General features: G+C 56.6%; 19 protein-coding genes and 2 pseudogenes. 14 read left to right on the top strand and 7 right to left on the bottom strand.

Annotation, left to right across the window (positions count from 1 at the left end; translation table 11 throughout):
* Positions 1-61: 61 nt before the first annotated feature.
* A pseudogene (locus VGM55_RS22260) lies at positions 62-1,398 on the top strand (MFS transporter).
* 36 nt (positions 1,399-1,434) lie between these two features.
* Here the strand turns inward: VGM55_RS22260 and VGM55_RS22265 are convergent.
* Positions 1,435-2,556 (bottom strand): agmatine deiminase family protein, encoded by a 1,122-nt coding sequence (locus tag VGM55_RS22265; RefSeq protein ID WP_331636721.1) that lies wholly within the window; start codon positions 2,554-2,556, stop codon positions 1,435-1,437.
* A gap of 130 nt (positions 2,557-2,686) precedes the next feature.
* On the opposite strand from VGM55_RS22265, the pseudogene VGM55_RS22270 reads away from it, so the two are divergent.
* Both VGM55_RS22270 and VGM55_RS22275 read left to right on the top strand, forming a co-directional pair.
* Positions 2,687-3,517, top strand: a pseudogene (locus VGM55_RS22270) (LysR family transcriptional regulator); the annotation flags it as partial.
* A gap of 78 nt (positions 3,518-3,595) precedes the next feature.
* A complete protein-coding gene (locus VGM55_RS22275) occupies positions 3,596-4,861 on the top strand; it encodes a DUF3748 domain-containing protein (protein WP_331636732.1) in 1,266 nt (421 codons plus the stop codon).
* Positions 4,862-4,866: 5 nt separating this feature from the next.
* Here VGM55_RS22275 and VGM55_RS22280 read toward each other — a convergent pair whose 3' ends face one another.
* Entirely contained in the window at positions 4,867-5,199 is a 333-nt protein-coding gene (locus VGM55_RS22280) for a YceK/YidQ family lipoprotein (protein ID WP_154187395.1), read from the bottom strand.
* A gap of 314 nt (positions 5,200-5,513) precedes the next feature.
* Between VGM55_RS22280 and ibpA the strand changes: the two genes are divergently transcribed.
* The 3 genes from ibpA to VGM55_RS22295 all read left to right on the top strand — a co-directional run bounded on the left by ibpA (position 5,514) and on the right by VGM55_RS22295 (position 8,398).
* Positions 5,514-5,927: a small heat shock chaperone IbpA gene (gene ibpA, locus VGM55_RS22285; RefSeq protein ID WP_061273390.1), complete on the top strand. Its 414-nt coding sequence runs from the start codon at positions 5,514-5,516 to the stop codon at positions 5,925-5,927.
* A 113-nt stretch (positions 5,928-6,040) separates the two neighbouring features.
* Positions 6,041-6,469 carry a small heat shock chaperone IbpB gene (ibpB, locus tag VGM55_RS22290; protein WP_154187396.1) on the top strand — a complete coding sequence of 143 codons (429 nt, stop codon included), beginning with the start codon at positions 6,041-6,043 and terminating at the stop codon, positions 6,467-6,469.
* 270 nt (positions 6,470-6,739) lie between these two features.
* Entirely contained in the window at positions 6,740-8,398 is a 1,659-nt protein-coding gene (locus tag VGM55_RS22295; protein ID WP_331636723.1) for a putative transporter, read from the top strand.
* On the opposite strand, the gene VGM55_RS22300 is transcribed toward VGM55_RS22295, so the two are convergent.
* Positions 8,393-9,136 (bottom strand): GntR family transcriptional regulator, encoded by a 744-nt coding sequence (locus VGM55_RS22300; protein WP_331636724.1) that lies wholly within the window; start codon positions 9,134-9,136, stop codon positions 8,393-8,395. The genes VGM55_RS22295 and VGM55_RS22300 overlap by 6 nt on opposite strands.
* A gap of 225 nt (positions 9,137-9,361) precedes the next feature.
* On the opposite strand from VGM55_RS22300, the gene VGM55_RS22305 reads away from it, so the two are divergent.
* The 8 genes from VGM55_RS22305 to VGM55_RS22340 all read left to right on the top strand — a co-directional run bounded on the left by VGM55_RS22305 (position 9,362) and on the right by VGM55_RS22340 (position 17,896).
* Entirely contained in the window at positions 9,362-10,984 is a 1,623-nt protein-coding gene (locus VGM55_RS22305; protein WP_154187399.1) for an alpha-glucoside-specific PTS transporter subunit IIBC, read from the top strand.
* A complete protein-coding gene (locus VGM55_RS22310) occupies positions 10,981-12,303 on the top strand; it encodes a 6-phospho-alpha-glucosidase (protein WP_154187400.1) in 1,323 nt (440 codons plus the stop codon). Before VGM55_RS22305 ends, VGM55_RS22310 begins: the two co-directional genes overlap by 4 nt.
* A gap of 208 nt (positions 12,304-12,511) precedes the next feature.
* Positions 12,512-13,465: a cellulase family glycosylhydrolase gene (locus VGM55_RS22315; RefSeq protein ID WP_154187401.1), complete on the top strand. Its 954-nt coding sequence runs from the start codon at positions 12,512-12,514 to the stop codon at positions 13,463-13,465.
* 113 nt (positions 13,466-13,578) lie between these two features.
* Positions 13,579-14,340 carry a basic amino acid ABC transporter substrate-binding protein gene (locus VGM55_RS22320; protein ID WP_331636733.1) on the top strand — a complete coding sequence of 254 codons (762 nt, stop codon included), beginning with the start codon at positions 13,579-13,581 and terminating at the stop codon, positions 14,338-14,340.
* A 39-nt stretch (positions 14,341-14,379) separates the two neighbouring features.
* On the top strand, positions 14,380-15,144 hold the full coding sequence (locus VGM55_RS22325) for an amino acid ABC transporter permease (protein ID WP_154187403.1): 765 nt from the start codon (positions 14,380-14,382) through the stop codon (positions 15,142-15,144).
* The gene (locus VGM55_RS22330) at positions 15,131-15,853 is read left to right on the top strand and encodes an amino acid ABC transporter ATP-binding protein (protein ID WP_331636734.1); all 723 of its coding nucleotides are present in this window, start codon (positions 15,131-15,133) and stop codon (positions 15,851-15,853) included. Before VGM55_RS22325 ends, VGM55_RS22330 begins: the two co-directional genes overlap by 14 nt.
* A 278-nt stretch (positions 15,854-16,131) precedes the next feature.
* Positions 16,132-17,589 carry an S-type pyocin domain-containing protein gene (locus tag VGM55_RS22335; protein ID WP_331636726.1) on the top strand — a complete coding sequence of 486 codons (1,458 nt, stop codon included), beginning with the start codon at positions 16,132-16,134 and terminating at the stop codon, positions 17,587-17,589.
* A 16-nt stretch (positions 17,590-17,605) separates the two neighbouring features.
* On the top strand, positions 17,606-17,896 hold the full coding sequence (locus tag VGM55_RS22340; protein WP_154187407.1) for a hypothetical protein: 291 nt from the start codon (positions 17,606-17,608) through the stop codon (positions 17,894-17,896).
* A 176-nt stretch (positions 17,897-18,072) separates the two neighbouring features.
* On the opposite strand, the gene VGM55_RS22345 is transcribed toward VGM55_RS22340, so the two are convergent.
* The 4 genes from VGM55_RS22345 to VGM55_RS22360 form a co-directional block, all read right to left on the bottom strand.
* Complete coding sequence (locus tag VGM55_RS22345; protein WP_331636727.1) at positions 18,073-19,056, bottom strand: nucleoside hydrolase; 984 nt, start codon at positions 19,054-19,056, stop codon at positions 18,073-18,075.
* 5 nt (positions 19,057-19,061) lie between these two features.
* Positions 19,062-20,090: a LacI family DNA-binding transcriptional regulator gene (locus VGM55_RS22350; RefSeq protein ID WP_331636728.1), complete on the bottom strand. Its 1,029-nt coding sequence runs from the start codon at positions 20,088-20,090 to the stop codon at positions 19,062-19,064.
* Between the two features lie 212 nt (positions 20,091-20,302).
* Positions 20,303-21,697: an MFS transporter gene (locus VGM55_RS22355; protein WP_331636729.1), complete on the bottom strand. Its 1,395-nt coding sequence runs from the start codon at positions 21,695-21,697 to the stop codon at positions 20,303-20,305.
* Between the two features lie 197 nt (positions 21,698-21,894).
* The coding region (locus tag VGM55_RS22360) for a hypothetical protein (protein ID WP_331636730.1) at positions 21,895-22,113 on the bottom strand (219 nt) is incomplete at its 5' end.

Below are 22,113 nucleotides of genomic sequence, written 5' to 3' on the forward strand. Positions count from 1 at the left end.
TAATATCTAAATCTCAGTAGTAAAAAATAAAACTTTATAAACACCCTCTGTATAACAGGGCATGGTGAGTAGCTTCGCCATGCCAAATTTTGGAGACGAAATATCATGGATATTTCTGCAACTGCGGTGAAACCTACGCGCCGCCGTTATTTAACGCTGGTGATGATCTTTATTACGGTGGTGATTTGCTACGTTGACCGCGCCAACCTCGCGGTCGCCTCGGCCCATATTCAGGAAGAGTTTGGCATCACCAAAACGGAAATGGGCTATATCTTCTCGGCCTTTGCCTGGCTTTATACCCTGTGCCAGATCCCCGGCGGCTGGTTCCTCGATCGCGTAGGCTCCCGTCTGACCTACTTTATTGCTATTTTCGGCTGGTCCGTCGCCACGCTGTTCCAGGGGTTCGCAACCGGACTCATGTCGCTGATTGGCCTGCGCGCTATCACCGGCATCTTTGAAGCACCGGCGTTCCCGACCAATAACCGCATGGTCACGAGCTGGTTCCCGGAGCACGAACGTGCTTCTGCAGTAGGCTTTTACACCTCCGGGCAGTTTGTTGGCCTCGCGTTTCTCACGCCGCTGCTGATTTGGATCCAGGAAATTTTAAGCTGGCACTGGGTGTTTATTGTGACCGGCGGCATCGGCATTATCTGGTCCCTGATTTGGTTCAAGGTTTATCAGCCGCCGCGTAAAAGCACAGGTGTTAACTCCGCCGAGCTTGAATACATTCGCGAGGGCGGTGGACTGGTCGATGGCGATGCTCCCGTCGAAAAGAAAGCGCGTAAGCCGTTAAGCCTGGCTGACTGGAAACTGGTGTTCCACCGTAAGCTGGTGGGCGTTTATCTGGGGCAGTTTGCGGTAGCATCGACGCTGTGGTTCTTCCTGACCTGGTTCCCCAACTACCTGACTCAGGAAAAAGGCATTACCGCGCTGAAGGCAGGCTTTATGACAACCGTGCCGTTCCTCGCCGCCTTCTTTGGCGTACTGCTGTCCGGTTGGGTTGCCGACCGTCTGGTACGCAAAGGCTATTCGCTGGGGGTTGCGCGTAAAACGCCCATTATCTGCGGCCTGCTGCTCTCCACCTGCATTATGGGCGCTAACTATACTGAGGATCCGGTGTGGATTATGACCCTGATGGCGATTGCCTTCTTCGGCAACGGCTTTGCGTCCATCACCTGGTCACTGGTGTCCTCCCTTGCACCAATGCGCCTGATTGGGCTGACGGGCGGCGTGTTTAACTTTGTCGGCGGCCTGGGCGGCATTACCGTACCGCTGGTGATTGGCTATCTCGCCCAAAGTCACGGTTTTGCTCCGGCGCTGGTGTATATCGCGGCGGTCGCTCTGCTGGGCGCACTTTCCTACATCCTGCTGGTGGGGAAAGTGGAAAGGGTCGGTTAATGAGAGAAAAGGGAGCGACAGGTGCGCTCCCTTTTGTTATTTCACTGCGGGTAACTGATTGGTAACGCAGTGAATACCCCCGCCTCCGGCGGCAATCGCGTCGATGTTCAGCTGCACGACCTCACGGTCCGGGTAAAGCGTCGACAGCAGGCGAAACGCCGCCTCATCCGTTTCTTCATCGCCAAATTCCGGGGCGATAATCGCGCCGTTGATCGCGAAGTAGTTGATGTACCCGGCGGCAAAATCCGGGTTCTCTTCGCTAAAGCGGCTCTCGCGCGGTTCCTGTGGCGGCGTGACGCTATGCACCTGTAGCCTGCGGCCGTCGGCGTCGGTTGCCTGCCTGAGGATCTCCAGATGCGCCTGGGTCACCTTGTGGTCCCAGGAATCCGGGTCGGGATCGAGGTTGGCGATCACCACCCCTGGCTCAACAAAACGGGCGTAAAAATCGACGTGGGCGCCGGTGATATCTTTCCCTTTTATGCCCGGCAGCCAGATGATTTTTCTCAGGCCAAGCTGTGTTTTCAGCTCCTGTTCGACCCGGTCGCGGCTCCAGCCCGGATTGCGGTTGCCGTTGACCCAGCTGCTTTCGGTCATGATGCCGGTTCCGTGTCCGTCCACCTCAATCCCGCCGCCTTCGCCCACCAGGGCGCTGCGGATAAACGGCGTCGCGCCGTATTTTTCTGCCATAAACGCCGCCAGCAAAGTGTCCTTGCTGTGCCGCTGTTTATTGCCCCAGCCGTTGAAGTTGAAGCCCACCGCGCCGAGCTTTCCTTCCGGCGAAGTGACAAAGCATGCCCCGGTATCCCGCATCCAGATGTCGTCCAGCTCGGTCACCACGTAGGTCACGTTGTGGCTGCCGCATTTTTCCTCCGCCAGCTCGCGTTCGTGTTCGCGGCAAAAGACCGTCAGCGGCTGGTAACCGGCGATAGCGTGCGCGATGCGGCCCAGAGCATCCTGCACGCCAGGGGTAAAATCTTTCCAGATGGCTCGCTGGGCGCCAAACGCGATAAACGCCCGCTGCTGCTGTTCTCCTTCGTCCGGCATGCGCCAGCCTGCGCTCGCCGCCGCGAGGGCTGATAACGGCAGCCCCAGAGAGCCCGCCATGCCCATCCCGGCCAGCACCGAAGCACATTTAATAAATTCACGACGTGTTGACATACCGGACTCCCGTATAGCTGTTTTAACGTAAGAAATTCTGCTCAGTGTGGCAGATGGATATTTCACCACTGGCTGAATTCGGCTTCCAACGATATATTTAGTGCACGTCTGATTAGCCTGGCTTATCGAAATGTTAAAACACTGGCCACCGTTAAATGCCCTGCGCGGGTTTGAAGCCGCCGCGCGCCTGGGAAGCTTTCACCAGGCTGCGTCTGAACTGCATCTTACCCAGTCGGCTATTAGCCAGCAGATCCGCAGCCTGGAGGCTTATCTGGAACAGCCGCTGTTCTTTCGCAGCGGGCGCAGCGTCAGCCTGACGGACGCCGGACAGGATCTCTACAGCACCGCGCAGGTTATGCTGCAACAGCTGGCTGTGGGCATCCGCCGCCTCGATCAGTACCGCAAGCCGAACCAGCTTATCGTGAACACCACGCCAGCCTTCGCCAGGCACTGGCTGCTGCCCAACCTGGCGGACTTTAACCGCCAGCACCCGGAAACGGATCTGTGGCTGTTTACCAGCTTTGACCCGCCGGATATGGCCGGCGAAACCATCGATGTGGCTATCCGGGACGACGTCAGCCAGCAGGTGGAATGTATTTTCGAGGTGTTGTACAAGGATAGACTTTATCCGGCCTGCCACCCCAATGTGCTGGCGACGCCGGTAGCGCAGCGAACAACGCTGCATGGCGAGCGCGAGATGAGCTGGGAGCACTGGAGCGTGGCCGGAGGCGCGGACGTCGGCCAGAAAAGTCAGGGGATGAACTTCTCTGACCCAGGATTGTTGCTGGATGCGGCCACAGACGGGCTGGGTATCGCGCTTGTTAGCCAGCTGCTGGCGGAAAGAAAAAGAGCAAACCAGCAGCTCATCCCGCTATCGGAGCAAACCGTGCGCGGCGCAGACTGGGCGTGGCTCATCCATCGTGACAGCGAAAATAACCCGTTAACCCGCCAGTTTTGTACGTGGCTGCGGGGCAAAGTGGAAAGGCCGGACTCATTCTTTTACCCTGAAGCGTACTCAGCGCTTCAGGGCAAAACCGTGATTAAACAACTCACCTTCGCACCGCGTCATCATCAGCTTACCAACGTTAACACCTGGACGCCGGACAGCCAGTGGCTGGCCTTCGACGTGCGGCCATCGGGCGCCTCTTTTACCGGCGCAACCATTGAGCGAGTCAATATTCTGAACGGCGATATTGAAGTGGTGTATCGCGCGCCTGAAGGCGCCCACGTTGGCGTGGTGACCGTGAATCCACAGCTGCCGGAGCGTTACGTTTTCATCCACGGCCCGGAAAACCCGGACGCCGACTGGCATTATGACTTTCACCACCGCCGCGGCGTGGTTGTGGACCAGGGCGAAGCCAGCAATCTTGATGCGATGGACATTACCTCGCCTTATACCCCCGGCGCGCTGCGCGGCGGCAGCCACGTTCACGTCTGGAGCCCGGACGGCAGCCGTCTGAGCTTCACCTACAACGACCATGTGATGCACGAGCTTGATGAGCGCTTAGATCTGCGCAACGTCGGCGTCGCGCTGCCTTTTGGCCCCGTAACGCCAACCAGACAGCATCCTCGCGAATATGACGGCAGCCATTATTGCGTGCTGGTGAGCCGCACAACGCCGGAGCCGAAGCCCGGCAGCGATGAGATTAACCGCGCCTACGAAGAAGGCTGGGTCGGTGAGTATGGTTATCGCAAGCCAGACGGCAGCCTCCAGCGCTGGGCGCTGGCGTTTATCGGCGATACCCGGTCGGCAAGCGGCGAAAAAGTGCCTGAGCTGTTTATCGTGGATCTGCCTGACGAAGCGCAGGCTTATCAGCAGGCCGGAGGCGAACCGCTGTGCGGTACCGACACCACGCTGCCAGCCCCGCCAAAAGGCGTGATGCAGCGTAGGCTGACCTTTACCCACGAGCGCCGCTATCCGGGCCTGGTGAATCAGCCTCGGCATTGGGTGCGCAGCAGCCCGGACGGCAGCCAGCTTGCCTTCCTGATGCGGGACGACAGCGGCGTGGTACAGCTCTGGACGCTTTCCCCGAACGGCGGCGAGCCACGGCAGGTCACCCACGGCGAACACGACGTCCAGTCGGCCTTTAACTGGCATCCTTCAGGGAAGGTTCTGGGGTTTGTGCAGCAGGGACGCGTGGTGCTGTGTGATGCGCAAAGCGGCGAGATTACTCCATTAAGCGGAGCGGAGGGAGAAGTGCCTTCCGGTGATGCAATCGTCTTCTCCCCGAACGGCAAGCAAGTTGCCTGGATGCAGGAGATTGACGGTTTCCGCCAGCTTTGGTGCGCGGAAACCGGGCTTTAAGTTGTTCAGTGAGAAAGCTCAGCCGGTGGGATAACGGCGTTGGTCGCCAGATTCTGTTTCTCGCTGGCTTCAACGCGGGATCTCACCGAATTGTCCTTGCGGAACATATCCCACGGTAACAGCACCGTATCCAGTACGGCGGTAAAAGGCAGATCCAGCGCGACCAGCGGTTTAATGGCCCAGCTTGTCTCGTCATCGCCAAGCGTTTCTGCGCTGGCACGAGTACCGGGGTAAAGACCTTCTTTACCGCCGCTGTGCGACATCATACTTGAGCAGCCGGTGAGTAAGAACAGCCCGCTGCTAAGCACCAGAGTTGAAAACCAGTTTCTCATTATCATCTTGCTGTCATCTAAAGTGGCCGGTGACGTACCAGCACCTGCGGAGTTATAACACTCGCCCGTGGTTTAAAAATGCCAGTCGCTCCGCTCTGTGGCGGCTATCGCATATTTTTAACCTTTTATGCTGTTTGCCAGTCTAAGTAAGGAAAGCCATTCACGCAAAAAATTTGCGTTCAGGCGCCTTGAAAAATTTTAAGCGAGCCACATTTTAGTAGAGTAACCAAAACGAGTACGCCGATTGGGTGCTCAGGTTCATGGCCTGTCCAAAGGGAAGGCTTTTACATCTTACTCGCTGATTTCAGGAGCTTTTTATTATGCGTAACTTCGATCTTTCTCCGCTGTATCGGTCCGCCATCGGTTTTGACCGTCTGTTTAATTTGCTGGAAAACAACCAGAGCCAAAGTAACGGCGGCTACCCTCCGTACAACGTTGAATTAGTGGATGAAAACCACTATCGCATTGCTATTGCCGTCGCCGGTTTCGCCGAAAGCGAACTGGAGATCACCGCCCAGGACAATCTGCTGATTGTTAAAGGCGCGCACGCGGACGAGCAGCAAGAGCGTACTTACCTCTACCAGGGCATTGCCGAACGCAATTTCGAGCGCAAATTCCAGCTGGCGGAAAACATCCACGTTCGCGGTGCGAACCTGGTCAACGGCCTGCTGTACATCAGCCTGGAGCGCGAAATTCCAGAGTCGATGAAGCCTCGCCGCATCGAAATCAACTAATTCGTGGGGTCGCGCCTCGCGCGGCCCGTCATCAAGCTGGCTTGCCGTCAGGGAGCCAATGCCCGTTCGCATGCGGGCAGGTTATTTCTTGCTTCAAAGAAGGAGAAAACACTATGCGTAACTACGATTTATCCCCACTTCTGCGTCAATGGATCGGCTTCGATAAACTGGCTAACGCGCTGCAGTCCAGCAGTGAAAGCCAGGGCTTCCCGCCGTACAACATCGAAAAAAGCGACGATAACCATTACCGCATCACGCTGGCTTTGGCCGGTTTCCGCCAGGAAGATCTCGATATCGAGCTGGAAGGCACCCGCCTGAGCGTGAAGGGCACGCCGGTTAAACCGGAAAAAGAGGTCAACTGGCTGCATCAGGGCCTGGTGACTCAGCCGTTCAGCCTGAGCTTCACCCTGGCCGAGCATATGCAGGTTTCAGGGGCAACGTTCACTAACGGCCTGCTGCACATTGACCTGGTGCGCGAAATCCCAGAAGAGATTGCGCCACAGCGGATCGCCATTAGCGAACGCCCCGCGCTGAATAGCTAATTAAGTTTCTCTTATTAAGGCCCCTGAAAATGGGGCCTTAATATTGATGACAAACAGCCGAAAAACGTGGTTTTCGGCTGTTTGGGGCAAACCAGAGAAAAGCATTCATTGTTTTTATTCGGTCGATGTTCAGCCCTTCATCGTACAGTGAATTTTGCCAGCAAACCTGAGGCCCCTAATGGGGCCTTTTTTGTGCTCCGCGCCCCATTATCCTGCCCGTAGCTCTGCCAGAATCCATAATAACAATAATGTTATTCACAGGGATGATATATGAGTGGAATAGCGTTAACCGTCAGCATGCTGGCGCTGGTCGCCGTGGTGGGATTGTGGATCGGCAACATCAAGATCCGTGGCGTAGGGTTCGGGATCGGAGGCGTGCTGTTTGGCGGCATTATTGTCGGCCACTTCGTTAATCAGGCCGGGATTGGCCTGAACGGCGACATGCTGCACTTTATCCAGGAGTTTGGGCTGATCCTGTTTGTCTATACCATCGGTATTCAGGTTGGGCCCGGCTTCTTCTCTTCGCTCCGCGTGTCCGGCCTGCGGCTTAACCTGTTTGCTATTCTGATCGTCGTGCTCGGCGCGCTGGTCACCGCCGTGGTCTATAAGCTGTTTGATGTTCCGCTGCCGGTGGTGCTGGGGATCTTCTCCGGTGCGGTCACCAATACGCCCGCGCTGGGGGCGGGGCAGCAGATCCTTACCGATCTCGGTACGCCGGGGCAATTGGTTGACCAAATGGGGATGAGCTACGCGATGGCGTACCCGTTTGGGATTTGCGGCATCCTGATGACCATGTGGCTGCTGCGCATAGCATTTCGCGTCAGCGTCGACAAAGAAGCGCAGCAGTTTGAGGCCAGCAGCGGCCAAAATCACGCTCAGCTGCAGACCATCAATATCTGCGTCGCCAACCCAAATCTGAACGGCCTGGCGATTCAGGACATCCCTATTCTTAATAGCGACGAGATAATTTGCTCCCGCCTCAAGCGTGGTGACCTGCTGATGGTGCCTTCGCCAGGCACCCTGGTTCAGACCGGCGACCTGCTGCACCTGGTCGGGGCGGAAAAGGATCTGCACAAAGCGCTATTGGTTATCGGTAACGAGGTGGATACCTCGCTTTCGACGCGAGGCACGGATCTGCGGGTTGAACGCGTGGTGGTGACCAACGAGAAGGTTTTAGGCAAAAAGATCCGCGATCTGCATTTAAAACAAAAATACGATGTAGTGATTTCACGGCTTAATCGCGCCGGGGTAGAGCTGGTGGCCAGCAGCAATGCCAGCCTGCAGTTTGGCGATATCCTTAACCTCGTGGGCCGCCCGCAGTCGATAGACGCGGTGGCCGCAGAAGTCGGTAACGCGCAGCATAAACTTCAGCAGGTGCAAATGCTGCCGGTGTTTATCGGCATCGGGCTTGGCGTGCTGCTGGGCTCCATTCCGCTGTTTATCCCCGGTTTCCCGGCCGCGCTGCGGCTTGGTCTGGCCGGCGGGCCGCTGATTATGGCGCTGATCCTCGGGCGCATCGGCAGCATCGGCAAGCTGTACTGGTTTATGCCGCCGAGCGCGAACCTGGCGCTGCGCGAGCTGGGCATCGTGCTGTTTCTGGCGGTGGTGGGGCTTAAGTCCGGCGGGGATTTTATCGACACGCTGCTGGCGGGCGACGGCGTCAGCTGGATTGGCTACGGCATTCTGATTACGGCTATTCCGCTGATTACCGTTGGCCTGCTTGCTCGCCTGCTGGCGAAAATGAACTACCTGACGCTGTGCGGCATGCTGGCGGGCTCGATGACCGATCCACCCGCGCTGGCCTTTGCCAACGGGCTGCATGCGACCAGCGGCGCCGCGGCGCTTTCGTACGCCACGGTTTACCCGCTGGTGATGTTCCTGCGCATTATTACACCCCAGCTGCTGGCGCTGCTGTTCTGGGGCCTATAGCTCATCGCCGCCCGGCTGGTCGGGCGGCATCCTCGTATGATCCCTGCGCAGGTGATAATCCACCTGATATTCGCTGGCGTTTCTGAACATCACCGAATAGTTAAGAAACTCGCCTTTGTCGCTGTAGGAGAGCGACGTGATACGCAAAATAGGCGTTGCCTCGGCGATATTCAGCAGTTTCGCCGTTTTGGCGTCGGCGAGAACCGGCGTCAGCGTTTCATAGTTGCCGCTGATGATTATCTGGCATTCGTCTTCGATATAGCTGAATTTTGATCCTTCGAGATGCGCAAGCGACAGGTTACGGAAAAGCTTTACCGGCATGTAGCTGTCTTCCACCATCAGCGGCTTGCCGCCGACGGCACGCACGCGGCGGGAGTAGTAAATCTTCTCGTCTATCTTAATACGCAGCAGGCTGGCAATCGCCGGTGGCGCGGGCATGACGTTAAACTCAAGCACCTCGCTCATCACGTCTTTACCCTGGCTGCGCATCACCTCCACAAACCCCGTCAGGTTAGTGGTTTCATGGTGAACATCTTTTTTGGTGACCCAGGTTCCGCTGCCTTGGCGGCGGTTTACCAGACCCCAACCCACCAGTAAATCCACCGCTTTGCGAATAGTCATGCGTGACACGCCGAACTCTTCAGCGAGCTTCTTTTCCCCGGGCAGCGGGCTACCAATGGTGTAGTCAGAGGAATTAAGGCGAATACGCAGCCTGTCGGCAATTGATTTGTAGATCATCTGTAGACCTCTTCAGGCGCCATCTCACCGTTTTCCACACGCTAATTGTCTAGTTTTATATCAAAAAGTAGACAACTTTAGCCAAATAAAAACCATGAAAGCGATCACGATTCAGCGCGGCTGAACCAGCGAATATTCCTGGGCCTTCTTATTCTCAGCTTCAGGCCAGACTAAAAAAATAAGGCCGCCTCTTACCCTATGAAGTTGTTACATGAGGATTTAAAAATGCTCAGTCAAATACAACGCTTTGGTGGTGCAATGTTTACCCCGGTCCTGCTGTTCCCCTTTGCCGGGATCGTGGTCGGGCTCGCCATCATGCTGCGCAACCCGCTGTTTGTCGGGGAGGCGCTCACCGCACCTGACACCCTGTTTGCTCAAATTGTTCATATCATCGAAGAAGGCGGCTGGACGGTGTTCCGCAATATGCCGCTGATTTTCGCCGTGGGTCTGCCTATTGGCCTGGCGAAACAGGCCCAGGGGCGCGCTTGTCTGGCGGTGCTGGTCAGTTTCCTGACCTGGAACTACTTCATCAACGCGATGGGGATGACGTGGGGGCACTACTTCGGCGTCGATTTTAGCCTCGAACCTACGGCAGGCAGCGGCCTGACGATGATGGCCGGCATTAAAACGCTGGATACCAGCATTATTGGCGCGATTGTAATCTCCGGCATCGTCACCGCCATTCACAACCGCTACTTCGACAAGCCGCTGCCGGTCTTCCTGGGGATATTCCAGGGCAGTTCGTTCGTGGTGATTGTGGCTTTCCTGGTGATGATCCCCTGCGCCTGGCTGACGCTGCTCGGCTGGCCAAAAGTGCAGCTCGGCATCGAATCGCTGCAGGCATTTTTGCGCGGTGCCGGGGCGCTTGGCGTCTGGGTATACACCTTTCTTGAGCGCATCCTGATCCCCACCGGGCTGCACCACTTTGTCTACGGCCCGTTCATCTTCGGCCCGGCGGCGGTGGAAGGCGGCATTCAGGTCTACTGGGCGCAGCATCTGCAGGCGTTCAGCCAGAGCACCGCGTCGCTGAAATCCCTGTTCCCGGAAGGTGGTTTTGCCCTGCACGGTAACTCGAAAGTGTTTGGCTCGGTGGGCATCGCGCTTGCGCTCTACTACACCGCCTCGCCGCAGAACCGCGTGAAGGTTGCCGGGCTGCTTATCCCCGCGACGCTAACCGCCATGCTGGTCGGTATTACCGAACCGCTGGAATTCACCTTCCTGTTTATCTCCCCGCTGCTGTTCGCGGTGCATGCCTTCCTGGCTGCCTCGATGGCAACGGTGATGTACATGGCGGGCGTGGTAGGCAACATGGGCGGCGGCCTGCTTGACCAGTTCCTGCCGCAAAACTGGATCCCGATGTTCCATAACCACGCGTCGATGGTCTTTACCCAGATAGGCATCGGCATCGCCTTTACCGGCGTCTACTTCGTGGTTTTCCGCGCCTTAATCCTGCGCTTCAACCTGAAAACGCCGGGCCGGGAAGACAGCGAAATCAAACTCTACAGCAAGGCTGATTACCAGGCCGCTCGCCAGCAAACCAGCGCGGCGGTGAGCCAGGACGCAAAACACGGCCAGGCCTATGGCTTCCTGCAGGCGCTTGGCGGCGCGGCGAACATCGCCAGCCTCAATAACTGCGCCACTCGCCTGCGTATCACGCTCGCCGACATGGCGCTGACCGAAGCCGACGAAGTGTTTAAAGCCCTTGGCGCCCACGGCGTGGTGCGCAGCGGCAACGGCATTCAGGTGATTGTCGGGCTGCATGTCCCGCAAATTCGCGACCAGATTGAAACCCTTATTAAGCAGCAAGTCTCAGACGAACATCCATCCATGACGGAGGCAGTATCATGAAAAAATTCTCGGTAGTTGTAGCAGGCGGCGGCAGTACTTTTACCCCAGGCATCGTGCTGATGCTGCTGGCAAACCAACACCGCTTTCCGCTGCGGGCGCTGAAATTCTATGACAATGACGGTGCGCGTCAGGAGACCATCGCCGAGGCCTGCAAAATCATCCTGAAAGAACAGGCGCCGGATATCGATTTCAGCTATACCACCGACCCGCAGGAAGCGTTCAGCGACGTGGATTTTGTGATGGCGCACATTCGCGTGGGCAAATATCCGATGCGCGAAAAGGACGAGAAAATCCCGCTTCGCCACGGCGTGCTGGGTCAGGAAACCTGCGGCCCTGGCGGGATAGCCTACGGCATGCGCTCAATCGGCGGCGTGCTGGAGTTGGTGGATTACATGGAAAAATATTCGCCAAACGCCTGGATGCTTAACTACTCCAACCCGGCGGCTATCGTGGCGGAAGCGACCCGTCGCCTGCGCCCGAATTCAAAAATCCTCAATATCTGCGATATGCCTATCGGCATTGAAAGCCGCATGGCGCAGATTGTGGGTCTGAAGGATCGCAAAGAGATGAAGGTGCGTTACTACGGCCTGAACCACTTTGGCTGGTGGACCCACGTTGAAGATAAAGACGGCAACGATTTGATGCCGAAAATTCGCGAACATGTTGCTAAACATGGTTATGTGCCGCCAACGGACGAGCATGGCACAGAAGCAAGCTGGAATGACACCTTTGCCAAAGCGAAGGATGTCTGGGCGCTCGACCCCGATACGCTGCCGAACACCTACCTGAAATACTACCTGTATCCGGATTACGTGGTGCAGCACTCCAACCCGCAGCGTACCAGGGCGAATGAGGTGATGGATCACCGTGAGAAACATGTGTTTGGCTCCTGTAACGCCATTATTAGCGCCGGGAAATCCTCTGCAGGCGAGCTGGAAATTGATGAACACGCCTCCTACATCGTTGACCTGGCGACGGCGATTGCCTTTAACACCCAGGAGCGGATGCTGCTGATTGTGCCGAACAACGGGGCCATCAATAACTTCGACCCGGAAGCGATGGTGGAAATTCCTTGCCTGGTCGGCAAAGACGGGCCGGAGCCGCTGGTGGTGGGGAATATCCCTCAGTTCCAGAAAGGGTTGATGAGCCAGCAGGTTGCGGTGGAAAAACTGGTGGTAGATGCCTGGGAGCACCGCTCCTACCAGAAACTGTGGCAGGCGATCACCCTGTCGAAAACCGTGCCCAGCGCGTCCGTCGCCAAGGCTATCCTGGACGACCTGGTTGAGGCGAACAAAGAGTACTGGCCTGAATTGAAATAAGTTTTCCTGAATAATCACGGAGCGCGGCGGAGACGTCGCGCTTTTTTTATGGTAAGCAGTCCCTGCATTCTGTTAAACGAAGCACGATCCTTTCAGGCAATCCTTCACACTCGGCATCACCATTCATTTTTTATTGCAATCCACACTCCCCGCAAACGGTAAAAGCATGCTAAATATTAGTTTTCCTTCGCTAAGTAACGTGCCGCCAATGTTAAAGCCGACCCTTGCCCTGATTGCTCTCTCTTTCTGTGCCAGCTCGTTTGCTGCGCAACAGGAAGCCCTGCCGCCAAGCTGGACCAGCCAGCTTGGGGTAGGGATGAACGTTGACTGGGCGGTGACCGAGCGAGGGATCCGTGAGTTCGATCCTTTGGCTGTCCGTGACTTTCAGCAGCGCGGGTTTGGCCACGTTCGCATTCGCGTCGCGGGGCCGATAACGCACCAGAAGCTGGTGCATCTGCGGCGCATCGTGGATGCCTGTGAGCAGTACCATATCGTGCCGGTCATCAGCTACCGGGCGGCGGAGCTAAAGGCGAAGCCAGGGGCGGACAACGTCGAGGATATTGTTGAGTGGTGGACCACCGTCGCGCGCTTCTTTGCCAAAAATGACGACTCGCTGGTCTTCGACATCATCGGGCAGCCGGAAGAAAAGCTCAGCGCCAACCCTCAGCTGCTTAACCAGGTGTACGATAAAACCGTGAAGGCGATTCATAAAATCAGCCCGCAGCGCCACATCTTTGTTGCCCCTCGTTATCATGCCTCTCCGGAAGCGCTTGCCACCCTCAAAATTCCTGAATCCCGTCACGGACTGGTGATGGCGGACTGGCATCTGATGCCGGGCGGTCCAAAAACCTTGAACGGTAAAAGCCAGTGGAGTACCGGTACGGATGCGGAAAAAGCGGCGATCCACGCCCGCATTGAAACCGCGGTGCGCTGGCAGCAGAAAACCGGCCACCTTTCCTGGGTTGGCAACTGGTCACCAGGCAGCAAATTGTCGGTCGATCAGCAGGTTGCGATGGCAACGTTTGTCGCCTGTGAACTGCAAAAGGCGCAGATCCCGTTCGCGGTTAACGGCGATGAAAAATTCTACGACGGTGAAGAGGGGGCCTGGCGGACGGATATGGCACCGGTGCTGGACGCCATTCTTAAGCCTCAGTGCCAGTAATTATCCTCCATCGTGAATTATCTGTTGCTGCATTTCGGGTAATTATGTATTTTTATGCACATTAACTGCATAAAAACATCATATATCCAGGGGCTTCTATGTTAACTAAAGCGATGAAATCAGTAGTAGTTGGCGGGTGCTTGCTCGCGGCAGTGTTCAGTTCTGCACAGGTGATGGCGCAGACCTACGTAGTGGGTTCCGGCGGCACCTATCGTCCTTTTGAATACGAAAACAGCCAGAAACAGCTGGAAGGTTTTGATATCGACATCATCAAAGCCGTCGCCAGAGCCGAAGGGTTTGATATCAAGCTGGTTAACACCCCGTGGGAAGGTATTTTTGCCACGCTGAACTCCGGCGACCGCGACATCATCATTTCCGGCATCACCATCACCGACAAGCGTAAAGCGATGGTCGACTTCTCTACCCCGTACTTCCCGGCCGAGCAGTCCATCGTGGTACCGACCGACTCAAAAGTGGACTCTGTTACCGCCCTGAAAGGCAAAAAAGTGGGCGTGGTTAACTCCAGCACCGGCGACATCGTGGTGTCCGACGTGCTGGGTAAAAACAGTACCGATATCAAACGTTTTGATAACACGCCGCTGATGCAGGAACTGACCGAAGACGGTATCGACGCGGCAGTGGGTGACGTAGGCGTGGTGAAATACTACATCAAATCCCACCCGGAAAAACCGCTGAAGCTGGTCCCGGACAGCAAGTTCGAGCGCCAGTACTTTGGCATTGCGGTGGCCAAAGGCAACTCCGAACTGAAGGGTAAAATCGACGCTGGCCTGAAGAAAATCATCGCCGACGGCACCTACGCTAAAATTTACGCCACCTGGTTCGACAACAACGTTCCAACCCTCCCGGCAGAGTAATTTTCAATCGGGGCCGCTCCGGCCCCAACAAGGACAGGTATGACCGGATTTCGCTGGGAGATAATCTCAGAATACGCGCCGTTATTTATGCAAGGCGCGCTGATGACCATCAAGTGCACCATTATCTGCGTGATTTTAGGCACAACGTGGGGGCTGCTGCTGGGGCTTGGCCGTATGGCTCACGCCGACGACGGCCCGTGGAAGCTCGTGCTGCGTTATGCCGTGCAGTGGCCGGTGCGCGTCTACGTCAGCGCGTTTCGCGGCACGCCGCTGTTCGTGCAGATCATGGTGGTTCACTTTGCGCTGGTACCGCTGTTTATTAACCCGCGTGACGGAATAATGATTACCAGCGGGATGATGTCCGTGGACTTCGCGCGCGAGCTGCGTTCCGAATACGGCGCGTTTCTCTCCTGCGTGGTGGCGATCACCCTGAATGCCGGTGCCTATGTGTCCGAGATTTTCCGCGCCGGTATTCAGTCCATTGATAAAGGGCAGATGGAAGCTTCGCGCGCGCTCGGCATGGGCTGGGGCAAAACGATGCGTAAGGTTATCCTGCCGCAGGCGTTCCGTCGTATCCTGCCGCCGCTGGGCAACAACGCGATTGCCATTGTGAAAGACTCGTCGCTGGCTTCCGCTATCGGCCTTGCCGACCTGGCCTATGCGGCGCGTACCGTTTCCGGCGCTTACGCGACCTACTGGGAACCGTACCTGACCATCTCCGTGGTGTACTGGGTTCTGACGTTCCTGCTTTCGCTGCTGGTGCAACATATGGAAAAGAGGCTTGGCAAAAGTGATTCACGTTAAGGATTTACAGAAACAGTTTGGCAAAACTCACGTATTGCGTGGCATCTCCTGTGATATCGCGCCTCAGGAAGTGGTTTGCGTGATTGGCCCTTCCGGCTCCGGCAAAAGTACGTTTCTGCGCTGCCTGAACGCGCTGGAAAAGCCGGACGGCGGTGAAGTGGTGGTCAACGGTTTCGCGGTGCATGATCCAAAAACCAACCTTAATACGTTGCGCGAAGGCGTAGGCATGGTGTTCCAGCGCTTCAATTTATTCCCGCATATGACGGTGCTGGAAAACCTGATTATGGCGCCGATGTCGCTGAAAGGGCTGTCAAAAGCGGAAGCGGTGAGCCGCGCCGAGAAGCTGCTGCAAAAGGTGGGGCTGTTGGACAAAATCGACGCCTGGCCTTCAAGCCTGTCCGGCGGCCAGCAGCAGCGAGTGGCCATTGCCCGAGCGCTGGCGATGGAACCGTCGATTATCCTGTTCGATGAGCCAACCTCTGCGCTGGATCCTGAACTGGTTGGCGAAGTGCTGGCGGTGATGAAGCAGCTGGCGCAGGAAGGGATGACGATGATCATCGTGACTCATGAAATGGGCTTCGCCCGCGAAGTAGCCGATCGGGTTATCTTTATTGACCAGGGCGTGATTCAGGAGCAGGGCGTGCCCGCGCAGCTTTTCAGCGCGCCGCAAAACCCACGGACTCAGGCCTTCCTGAGCAAGGTACTTTAAGGTTTTTTCTGACGTCGGCCGCTTTAGGTGGCCGGCATTGTTTCTAATGCAGGGTTCAGTTTGTTTTATCTTAAACCTCCGCTACATTCTCTTCGCATGATATCTCCCCGGTATAGGGTTTCATCCGGCGATACTTCTCTGATTAAAAGAAAAAATGAGACTTAATAAGGCCTTATCGGTTCCCTGGATAAAAGGTCCTGTGTGATTGTCGGTTGACGCTGATTTATGAGCAGCGTTTAAACCGGATGACAGACACCACAGACGAAGGAACCGTAACGATGAAACCCCCTGCGTACTACAGGGATGGCGTGCCCTATGATGCCAACGGGCAGGCCGTCACGCTCCCACCCGGCGATACCCCGCCGCCCCTGGTAACCGACCTCGGTGACGGTAGTTTTCAGTTCAAATCACAAAAAAAAGCCTGCTATCTGATGAACATCAACGCCCTGGGGTCGACCTGGACGATGAACCGGGATGACGGTGGCGTGGCGGCCTGCTTTGCCACGGAAGAGGAAAAGCAGGTGGCGGTGCGGCTGATGACGGGCCTGATGCCGGCCCCGGAATACACGGCGGAGCAGGCGGATGCCGCTATGCTGATGCTGGGCGCACCCGGTGCGCTGGCGCTGAGCGGTGGACAGTGGAGTATGCAGCTGTCGGTGGCCGGGGAAGGCGTCATGACGTTCGGCGACACGCTTGCCGGCGCGCTGACTGCGGCCATCAGGCGCGGGATGGCGCTGCTGACGGCCAGCACGGCAGGGCCGATGGCAATGGCGGCCTCGACGCTGCTGTTTTCCTCCCCGGCGGGGGAAGGCAGCGGCCGGGTACCGGGGCGTAACCTGGAGGCGATGTTCGCGCTGAACGCGAAGCTGCTGGCAGGGAAGAACGTCACGGGCGGGCCGGGAGCAACGCACATTGACCTGCCGGTACGCGGCGCACTGGTTAACCGTAACGGCGAGCTGGCGCTGGAGCTGCTGAAAACCGGGAGCGGTATACCGGCGGCGGTACAGGTGCTGCATGCGGTGCGGGATACGGCGACCGGGTTGGATATTATCACCCTGCCGACGATGGCAGGCGAGCCGCCGCGGTCCATTCTGATTAATCCGGCACCGGTCCCGGCAGGCCCTTCGGATACCGGTCATCATCGTCCGGTGCCTGTGACGCCGGTACACACAGGGACGAATGTCACACCGGTGGAAACGCTTGTCGTGACACCGCCGTCGGGCGATATCAGTCCGGGCGGATTACGGGATTTTATCTACTGGCGTCCAAACGCGGCCGGTACCGGCGTGGAGCCGGTGTATGTGATGTTGAGCAATCCCTATGGTGAAACGAACGCTAAAGGTAAATACAGCGGCCGGGACTACCATACGGACAGGGCAGGAGGCCCGATTCAGGAGCTTGACTGGCGCACGGCAACCATAGACCGGGAAGGTGTGGATAAGGTCAGGGTACATACCGGGCGTTTTGGAGAGTTTGAGGCTAATAAGATAATGATTTACCGCCTGGATAAAATTCTGAACGGAGAACTCCGGGCAACTGATACCGATAAACGGTTTTATACGCATGAAATCAGGGAGCTTGAGCGATACCGAAATCTTGGAATTAAGGATGATGAGATTCCAGTAAATGACCATGAAGTTTGGAACAATACCCATACGGCGACCTTAGAAGATTATAAATTGAGTTCTGATGAGACACTTTTATATTCACCAGAAGCTCTGAATTCACAGGAATAGATATTGAGGTATTTATATGATTGATTTTGATGAAATGGTTAAAAACGAAGATATGGCGGATGTTATTTTATTTCTGGTTGGTCGTTGGGAAGACGGTATAGGGTATCCAACCATGGACTTATTTTTTGGCAGGCATAAAGCTGCTGAAAAGTATGAATCATATAACATCAAATTGATTCGCGAGACAAAAAAACTGGAAGATAGTGGACAGATTTTTTCAGCTAAGACGTATGGTACTGGCTGTAAAAAAGGCCCTAACTGGAAAGAGCCTAAGTTCGTAACCGAGAAAAAATACGGTATTACATAGGATAAGCCGCTATCCAGTATCCTTTCTCCGGGGAGGCCAATGTAAAAGGGGCCGTATTGAAAACGCCCTTTTATGCTGATGGTCGGTGTAGTCTTTTTTATCTCAACAAGCGATAGCCGGGTAGCCGCCGTGGAGTTGGTCTATAGAGTGATCACCGCCAGTGGATTGGCTTATTGTCAGGCAAACTGGCGAATATGCCGGTCGATAAGCGCCAGCAGCCTCTGGTTATCCACGGTTTGCAGCAGCGTCACCGGCTTGCCCTGCGGGGCGTCAACGTTCACCGCCAACCTCAGGTGTTCCGGGCCATAGCGTAGCGTTCTGCCGCGGCTCAGCCCGCTCAGCGAAACGTCCACATAATCCTGCGTCCAGCTTACCAGTTCGGGCTCTAACAGCCAGGCGACGGTCAGCACATCGTGGATCCAGCAGCCGGGGAGCTGGCGCGTCTGCATGGAAAAATCCATCCACGGACGAATGGTCTCGACGAGAAAACGGCTCAGGCGGTTATCGCAGGTGGCCAGCGTGTCCAAATCCCGGTGGGTCATCATGGTTTGGGTGGTGACGTCCATCGGCACCAGAACGATGTTTGCGCCGCTGGTCAGCACGGCGTGTGCGGCCTCCGGATCAACGCCAAAATTGGTGTCTTTCAGGTAACCGTCAACGTTAAACACGCCGCCCATAATCACTATCTCTTTCACCGCGTTCGCCATCTGCGGATACAGCTGCAAAGCCAGCGCCACGTTGGTCAACGGACCGATAGCAATCAGCGAGATTTCGCCAGGATTCGCGCAGATAAGCTCGCCCATTTTATGCACCGCCAGCGGAGACACTTCAGCCAGCATCTGCGGGGCAATCACGTCCTTCCAGAGATGACGCAGGCCCACTTTATCGACCTTATGATCCAGGTGTTCACGCCACGGTGCTGAAGGCTCAATCAGCGCGCGCGAGGCGCCTCTGGCGACCTCAACGGACATGCCGAGTCGGGCGACTAAATCAGACGCGACGGCGTAGCCCACTTCGCTTGGCGTATTGCCGGATACGGTGGTGATAAGCTCCAGAGAAATCTCCTGGGCCGCAATCGCCAGGGCCAAGGCCAGGCCATCATCTACGTTAGCCCCGGCAACGCCGTTACCCGGATCGCAATCGATAATTAAACGCTTCATGTTACTTATGACTTCCTGCTTGTGGTGAGGGATCGGCAGCCGCAGGACTCGCCAATCTCCAGCTCAAAATCAAATTCATATTTATGCGGCTGCCCGTCCCACGTCTTCAGCATTTCGATGGCCTTCTTCGCCATTTGCGTGACCGGCTGGCGCACGGTGGTTAAAGAAGGGACGTTAAAGGCCGACTCAAGGGTGCCGTTAAAGCACACCAACGCCAGGTCCTCTGGCACCGAAAGCCCGTGTTCAGACAGCGCTCTCAGGCAGCCAAAGGCCTGTTGTTCATTGGTGGCAAACAGCGCGCGAGGCAGTTCGCCCGCCAGCATTTGCTTTGTTGCGTCGTAGCCGCCCTGGCGGGTGTAATCCGTTGGAAAAATCCATTCCGGGCGCAGCGTCAAACCTGCCTCTTCCAGCGCCAGTCGCCAGCCGCGGATACGATCCTGAGTGTTCAGCATCTCCTGCGGCCCGCAAATAATGGCGATATCGCGATAGCCATGCTCAATCAGGTGGCGGGTTGCCCGCCGGGCCGCGTGCTGTTCGTTTACCTGAATCGAGCAGACGTTCAGCTCCGGTTCGACCCTGTCCAGCATCACGCAAGGCGTGCCGCTGGCCTGGATAAGATCGATATAAGGGTGCCTGTCGACGCTGGTATAAATCAGCCCGTCAACCTGGCGATGCAGCAGGTTGTTGATAAGCTCCAGCTCGCGGGCGCGGTCATCACCCGAATCGCCCAGCAGCAGCACCCGGCCATCGGCAAAGGCCTCCTGCTGGAGAGCGTGCGCCATGGACGAGATAAACGGATTGGCGATATTGGGCACGACTAAACCGTAGGTGCGCGTGGTGCCGCTGGCTAAAGCCCGGGCGATGCCGTTCGGGCGATAGCCGGTTTTCTTGATAGCGGCGAGCACGCGCTCGCGGGTGGCCTGCGCAACCGGGCGCGGGCCGTTGTTAATCACGTAGCTGACGACCGCAACGGAAGTGCCTGCTTCTTTGGCGACTTCAGCGCGGGTAACGCGGTGTACATGAGGCTTAGTCACTGAATACCTGCTTTATTTGGCTGGCGCTATACTCGTCATACTTCAAGCCACAGGTGCGTTGGCTGCACCCGCTCACCTCAGTCACATAGTGAGCTATGCTCCTGAGGATTTACGGTCTTGCCGCCTGCCTGTAACTCGAATTATTTAGAGTGTAAACAGAGCCACAGCATAAAGCTTTGCTCCGTAAAAATCGCCGTCAACTCTGTGACAAATCAAATAGCGTCTTCCGGCAGGTTCAGGTCGCGGCCTCGTGTTTCCGGGGCAAAGAAGGTTGTGACCAGACCGATTCCTGCCATGACCGCAAAATAGAGCGCGATTGGCCACCAGTGCCCGGTCCAGGAGAGCAGCGCGGCAGCAACCAGCGGTGCGGTTCCGCCGGAAAGCATAGAGCCGAGTTCTTTAGCAAACGCCATTTTGGTGTAGCGGTTAGTCACGCCGAACAACTCTACGCCCCAGGCCGCCTGCACGCCGAAAATCCCCAGCGAAGCCAGTCCCATGCCGACGACGATGGTGGGAATAACGATCATCGGCTCACGTGAGTCCAGCAGCATAAAGGCCGGGAAAGCGTAGATAATCAGCAGCAGGCAGAACCAGCGGTAAACAATACGGCGGCCAAAGCGGTCGGAGAGCCAGCCGGCAAAAGGAATGATCGCGAAGCCCAGCACCGAGGCGATAAGCACGGCCAGCGTGGGGACGGATTTATCTACCGCCAGTACTTTGGCGACGTAGCCGATGATAAACCCCTGAGCGAGATAAGACGGACCGTTTTCGCCAATGCGTAGCCCGACCATGGTCCAGAAAGCGCGAGTGCGTCGCCAGAAGCTGCGCGGGTCTTTCTGCTGCTGGGCCAGCCCCTTTTCCAGGACCTGTTTGCGCTCGGCTTCCAGCAGCGCTTTCTGACGTTCAAATACCGGCGTCTCGCGCAGATGCTGACGGATGATCAGGGCGACAACGGCAATCAGCATGCTGCACAGGAACGGAATGCGCCAGCCCCAGGAAAGCAGCGCGTCTTTATCCATTTGCAGCACCAACAGCCAGGTCAAAGAGGCCAGCAGCGTACCGCTGTTCGAGCCCAGCCCGATAATCGACGATATCAGCCCACGGCGTTTTACCGGAGCATACTCACCCAGCATCACGGTGCCGCCGGACAGCTCCGCGCCCGCGCCCAACCCTTGAGCAAAGCGCAGGATCACAAGACAGGTCGGTGCCCAGACGCCAATTTGCGCGTAGCTCGGGATAAGCCCGATTAAAGTCGTGGAGCAGCCCATCAACGCGATGGTAATGACCATCACTATTTTTCTGCCGTAGCGGTCTCCCAGCCTGCCAAACAGCAACGCGCCAATCGGGCGGGCGATGAACCCGACGGAGTAGGCGGCAAAGCTTGAGAGCAACGCCATGACCGGCGTGGCATCCGGGAAGAAGACGTCACCGAAGATGATACCGGCCGCCAGGCCGTAAAGCGCGAAGTCGGCATATTCCATGGTGGTGCCAAGCCAGCAGGAGAAGGTGGCTCGAATAAAATCACGTTTACCTTCAGGGGTCGCCAGGCGTTCCTCCGCAGCGTGCTGCGCGTCAGCCTGAGGTGGGGGGAAAGTGCTTGTCGTCATTAGGGTTCTCACAGAGATCGAACGTTATCCGTCGGCGAAGATGCCATTTTTTAATCATTTCACTCAGTGTATCTACGCGCGTAGATAGATCAAATGATTAAACCGAAAGTGAGAGTAAGGTAACTAAATGACAGAAATATGACGGAAGGAATGCCCCTCACCCTCTCTCCTTTGGGCTCTCTTATACAAATTTGCCTTTAAAATATTCCGGGATATGTCTTTCGATCCGCAGTTATTCCGTTCACCCGTAGATCTGTTTTCCCCTGCACGTTCGCAGCACGGTGAACGTGTCCGGGGGATAACGCCATCCCCCGAACAGCCCCGGCGCCCGGCGAGCTCATCGCCGCTGAAGCGGTAAACCCACCGGCTATCACCCAAACATTCGGGGTCGTTCGCGATTCGTTCCCGACGATCGC

The organism is Cedecea sp., assembly GCF_036500665.1.
Classification (GTDB): domain Bacteria; phylum Pseudomonadota; class Gammaproteobacteria; order Enterobacterales; family Enterobacteriaceae; genus Cedecea.

Bases quoted from the DNA above. Each gene is read 5' to 3' on its own strand.
- VGM55_RS22265 (WP_331636721.1), bottom strand. From the start codon at position 2,556: ATGTCAACACGTCGTGAATTTATTAAATGTGCTTCGGTGCTGGCCGGG.
- VGM55_RS22280 (WP_154187395.1), bottom strand. From the start codon at position 5,199: ATGATAATGAGAAACTGGTTTTCAACTCTGGTGCTTAGCAGCGGGCTG.
- ibpA (WP_061273390.1), top strand. From the start codon at position 5,514: ATGCGTAACTTCGATCTTTCTCCGCTGTATCGGTCCGCCATCGGTTTT.
- ibpB (WP_154187396.1), top strand. From the start codon at position 6,041: ATGCGTAACTACGATTTATCCCCACTTCTGCGTCAATGGATCGGCTTC.
- VGM55_RS22295 (WP_331636723.1), top strand. From the start codon at position 6,740: ATGAGTGGAATAGCGTTAACCGTCAGCATGCTGGCGCTGGTCGCCGTG.
- VGM55_RS22300 (WP_331636724.1), bottom strand. From the start codon at position 9,136: ATGATCTACAAATCAATTGCCGACAGGCTGCGTATTCGCCTTAATTCC.
- VGM55_RS22305 (WP_154187399.1), top strand. From the start codon at position 9,362: ATGCTCAGTCAAATACAACGCTTTGGTGGTGCAATGTTTACCCCGGTC.
- VGM55_RS22310 (WP_154187400.1), top strand. From the start codon at position 10,981: ATGAAAAAATTCTCGGTAGTTGTAGCAGGCGGCGGCAGTACTTTTACC.
- VGM55_RS22315 (WP_154187401.1), top strand. From the start codon at position 12,512: ATGTTAAAGCCGACCCTTGCCCTGATTGCTCTCTCTTTCTGTGCCAGC.
- VGM55_RS22320 (WP_331636733.1), top strand. From the start codon at position 13,579: ATGAAATCAGTAGTAGTTGGCGGGTGCTTGCTCGCGGCAGTGTTCAGT.
- VGM55_RS22325 (WP_154187403.1), top strand. From the start codon at position 14,380: ATGACCGGATTTCGCTGGGAGATAATCTCAGAATACGCGCCGTTATTT.
- VGM55_RS22335 (WP_331636726.1), top strand. From the start codon at position 16,132: ATGAAACCCCCTGCGTACTACAGGGATGGCGTGCCCTATGATGCCAAC.
- VGM55_RS22340 (WP_154187407.1), top strand. From the start codon at position 17,606: ATGATTGATTTTGATGAAATGGTTAAAAACGAAGATATGGCGGATGTT.
- VGM55_RS22345 (WP_331636727.1), bottom strand. From the start codon at position 19,056: ATGAAGCGTTTAATTATCGATTGCGATCCGGGTAACGGCGTTGCCGGG.
- VGM55_RS22355 (WP_331636729.1), bottom strand. From the start codon at position 21,697: ATGACGACAAGCACTTTCCCCCCACCTCAGGCTGACGCGCAGCACGCT.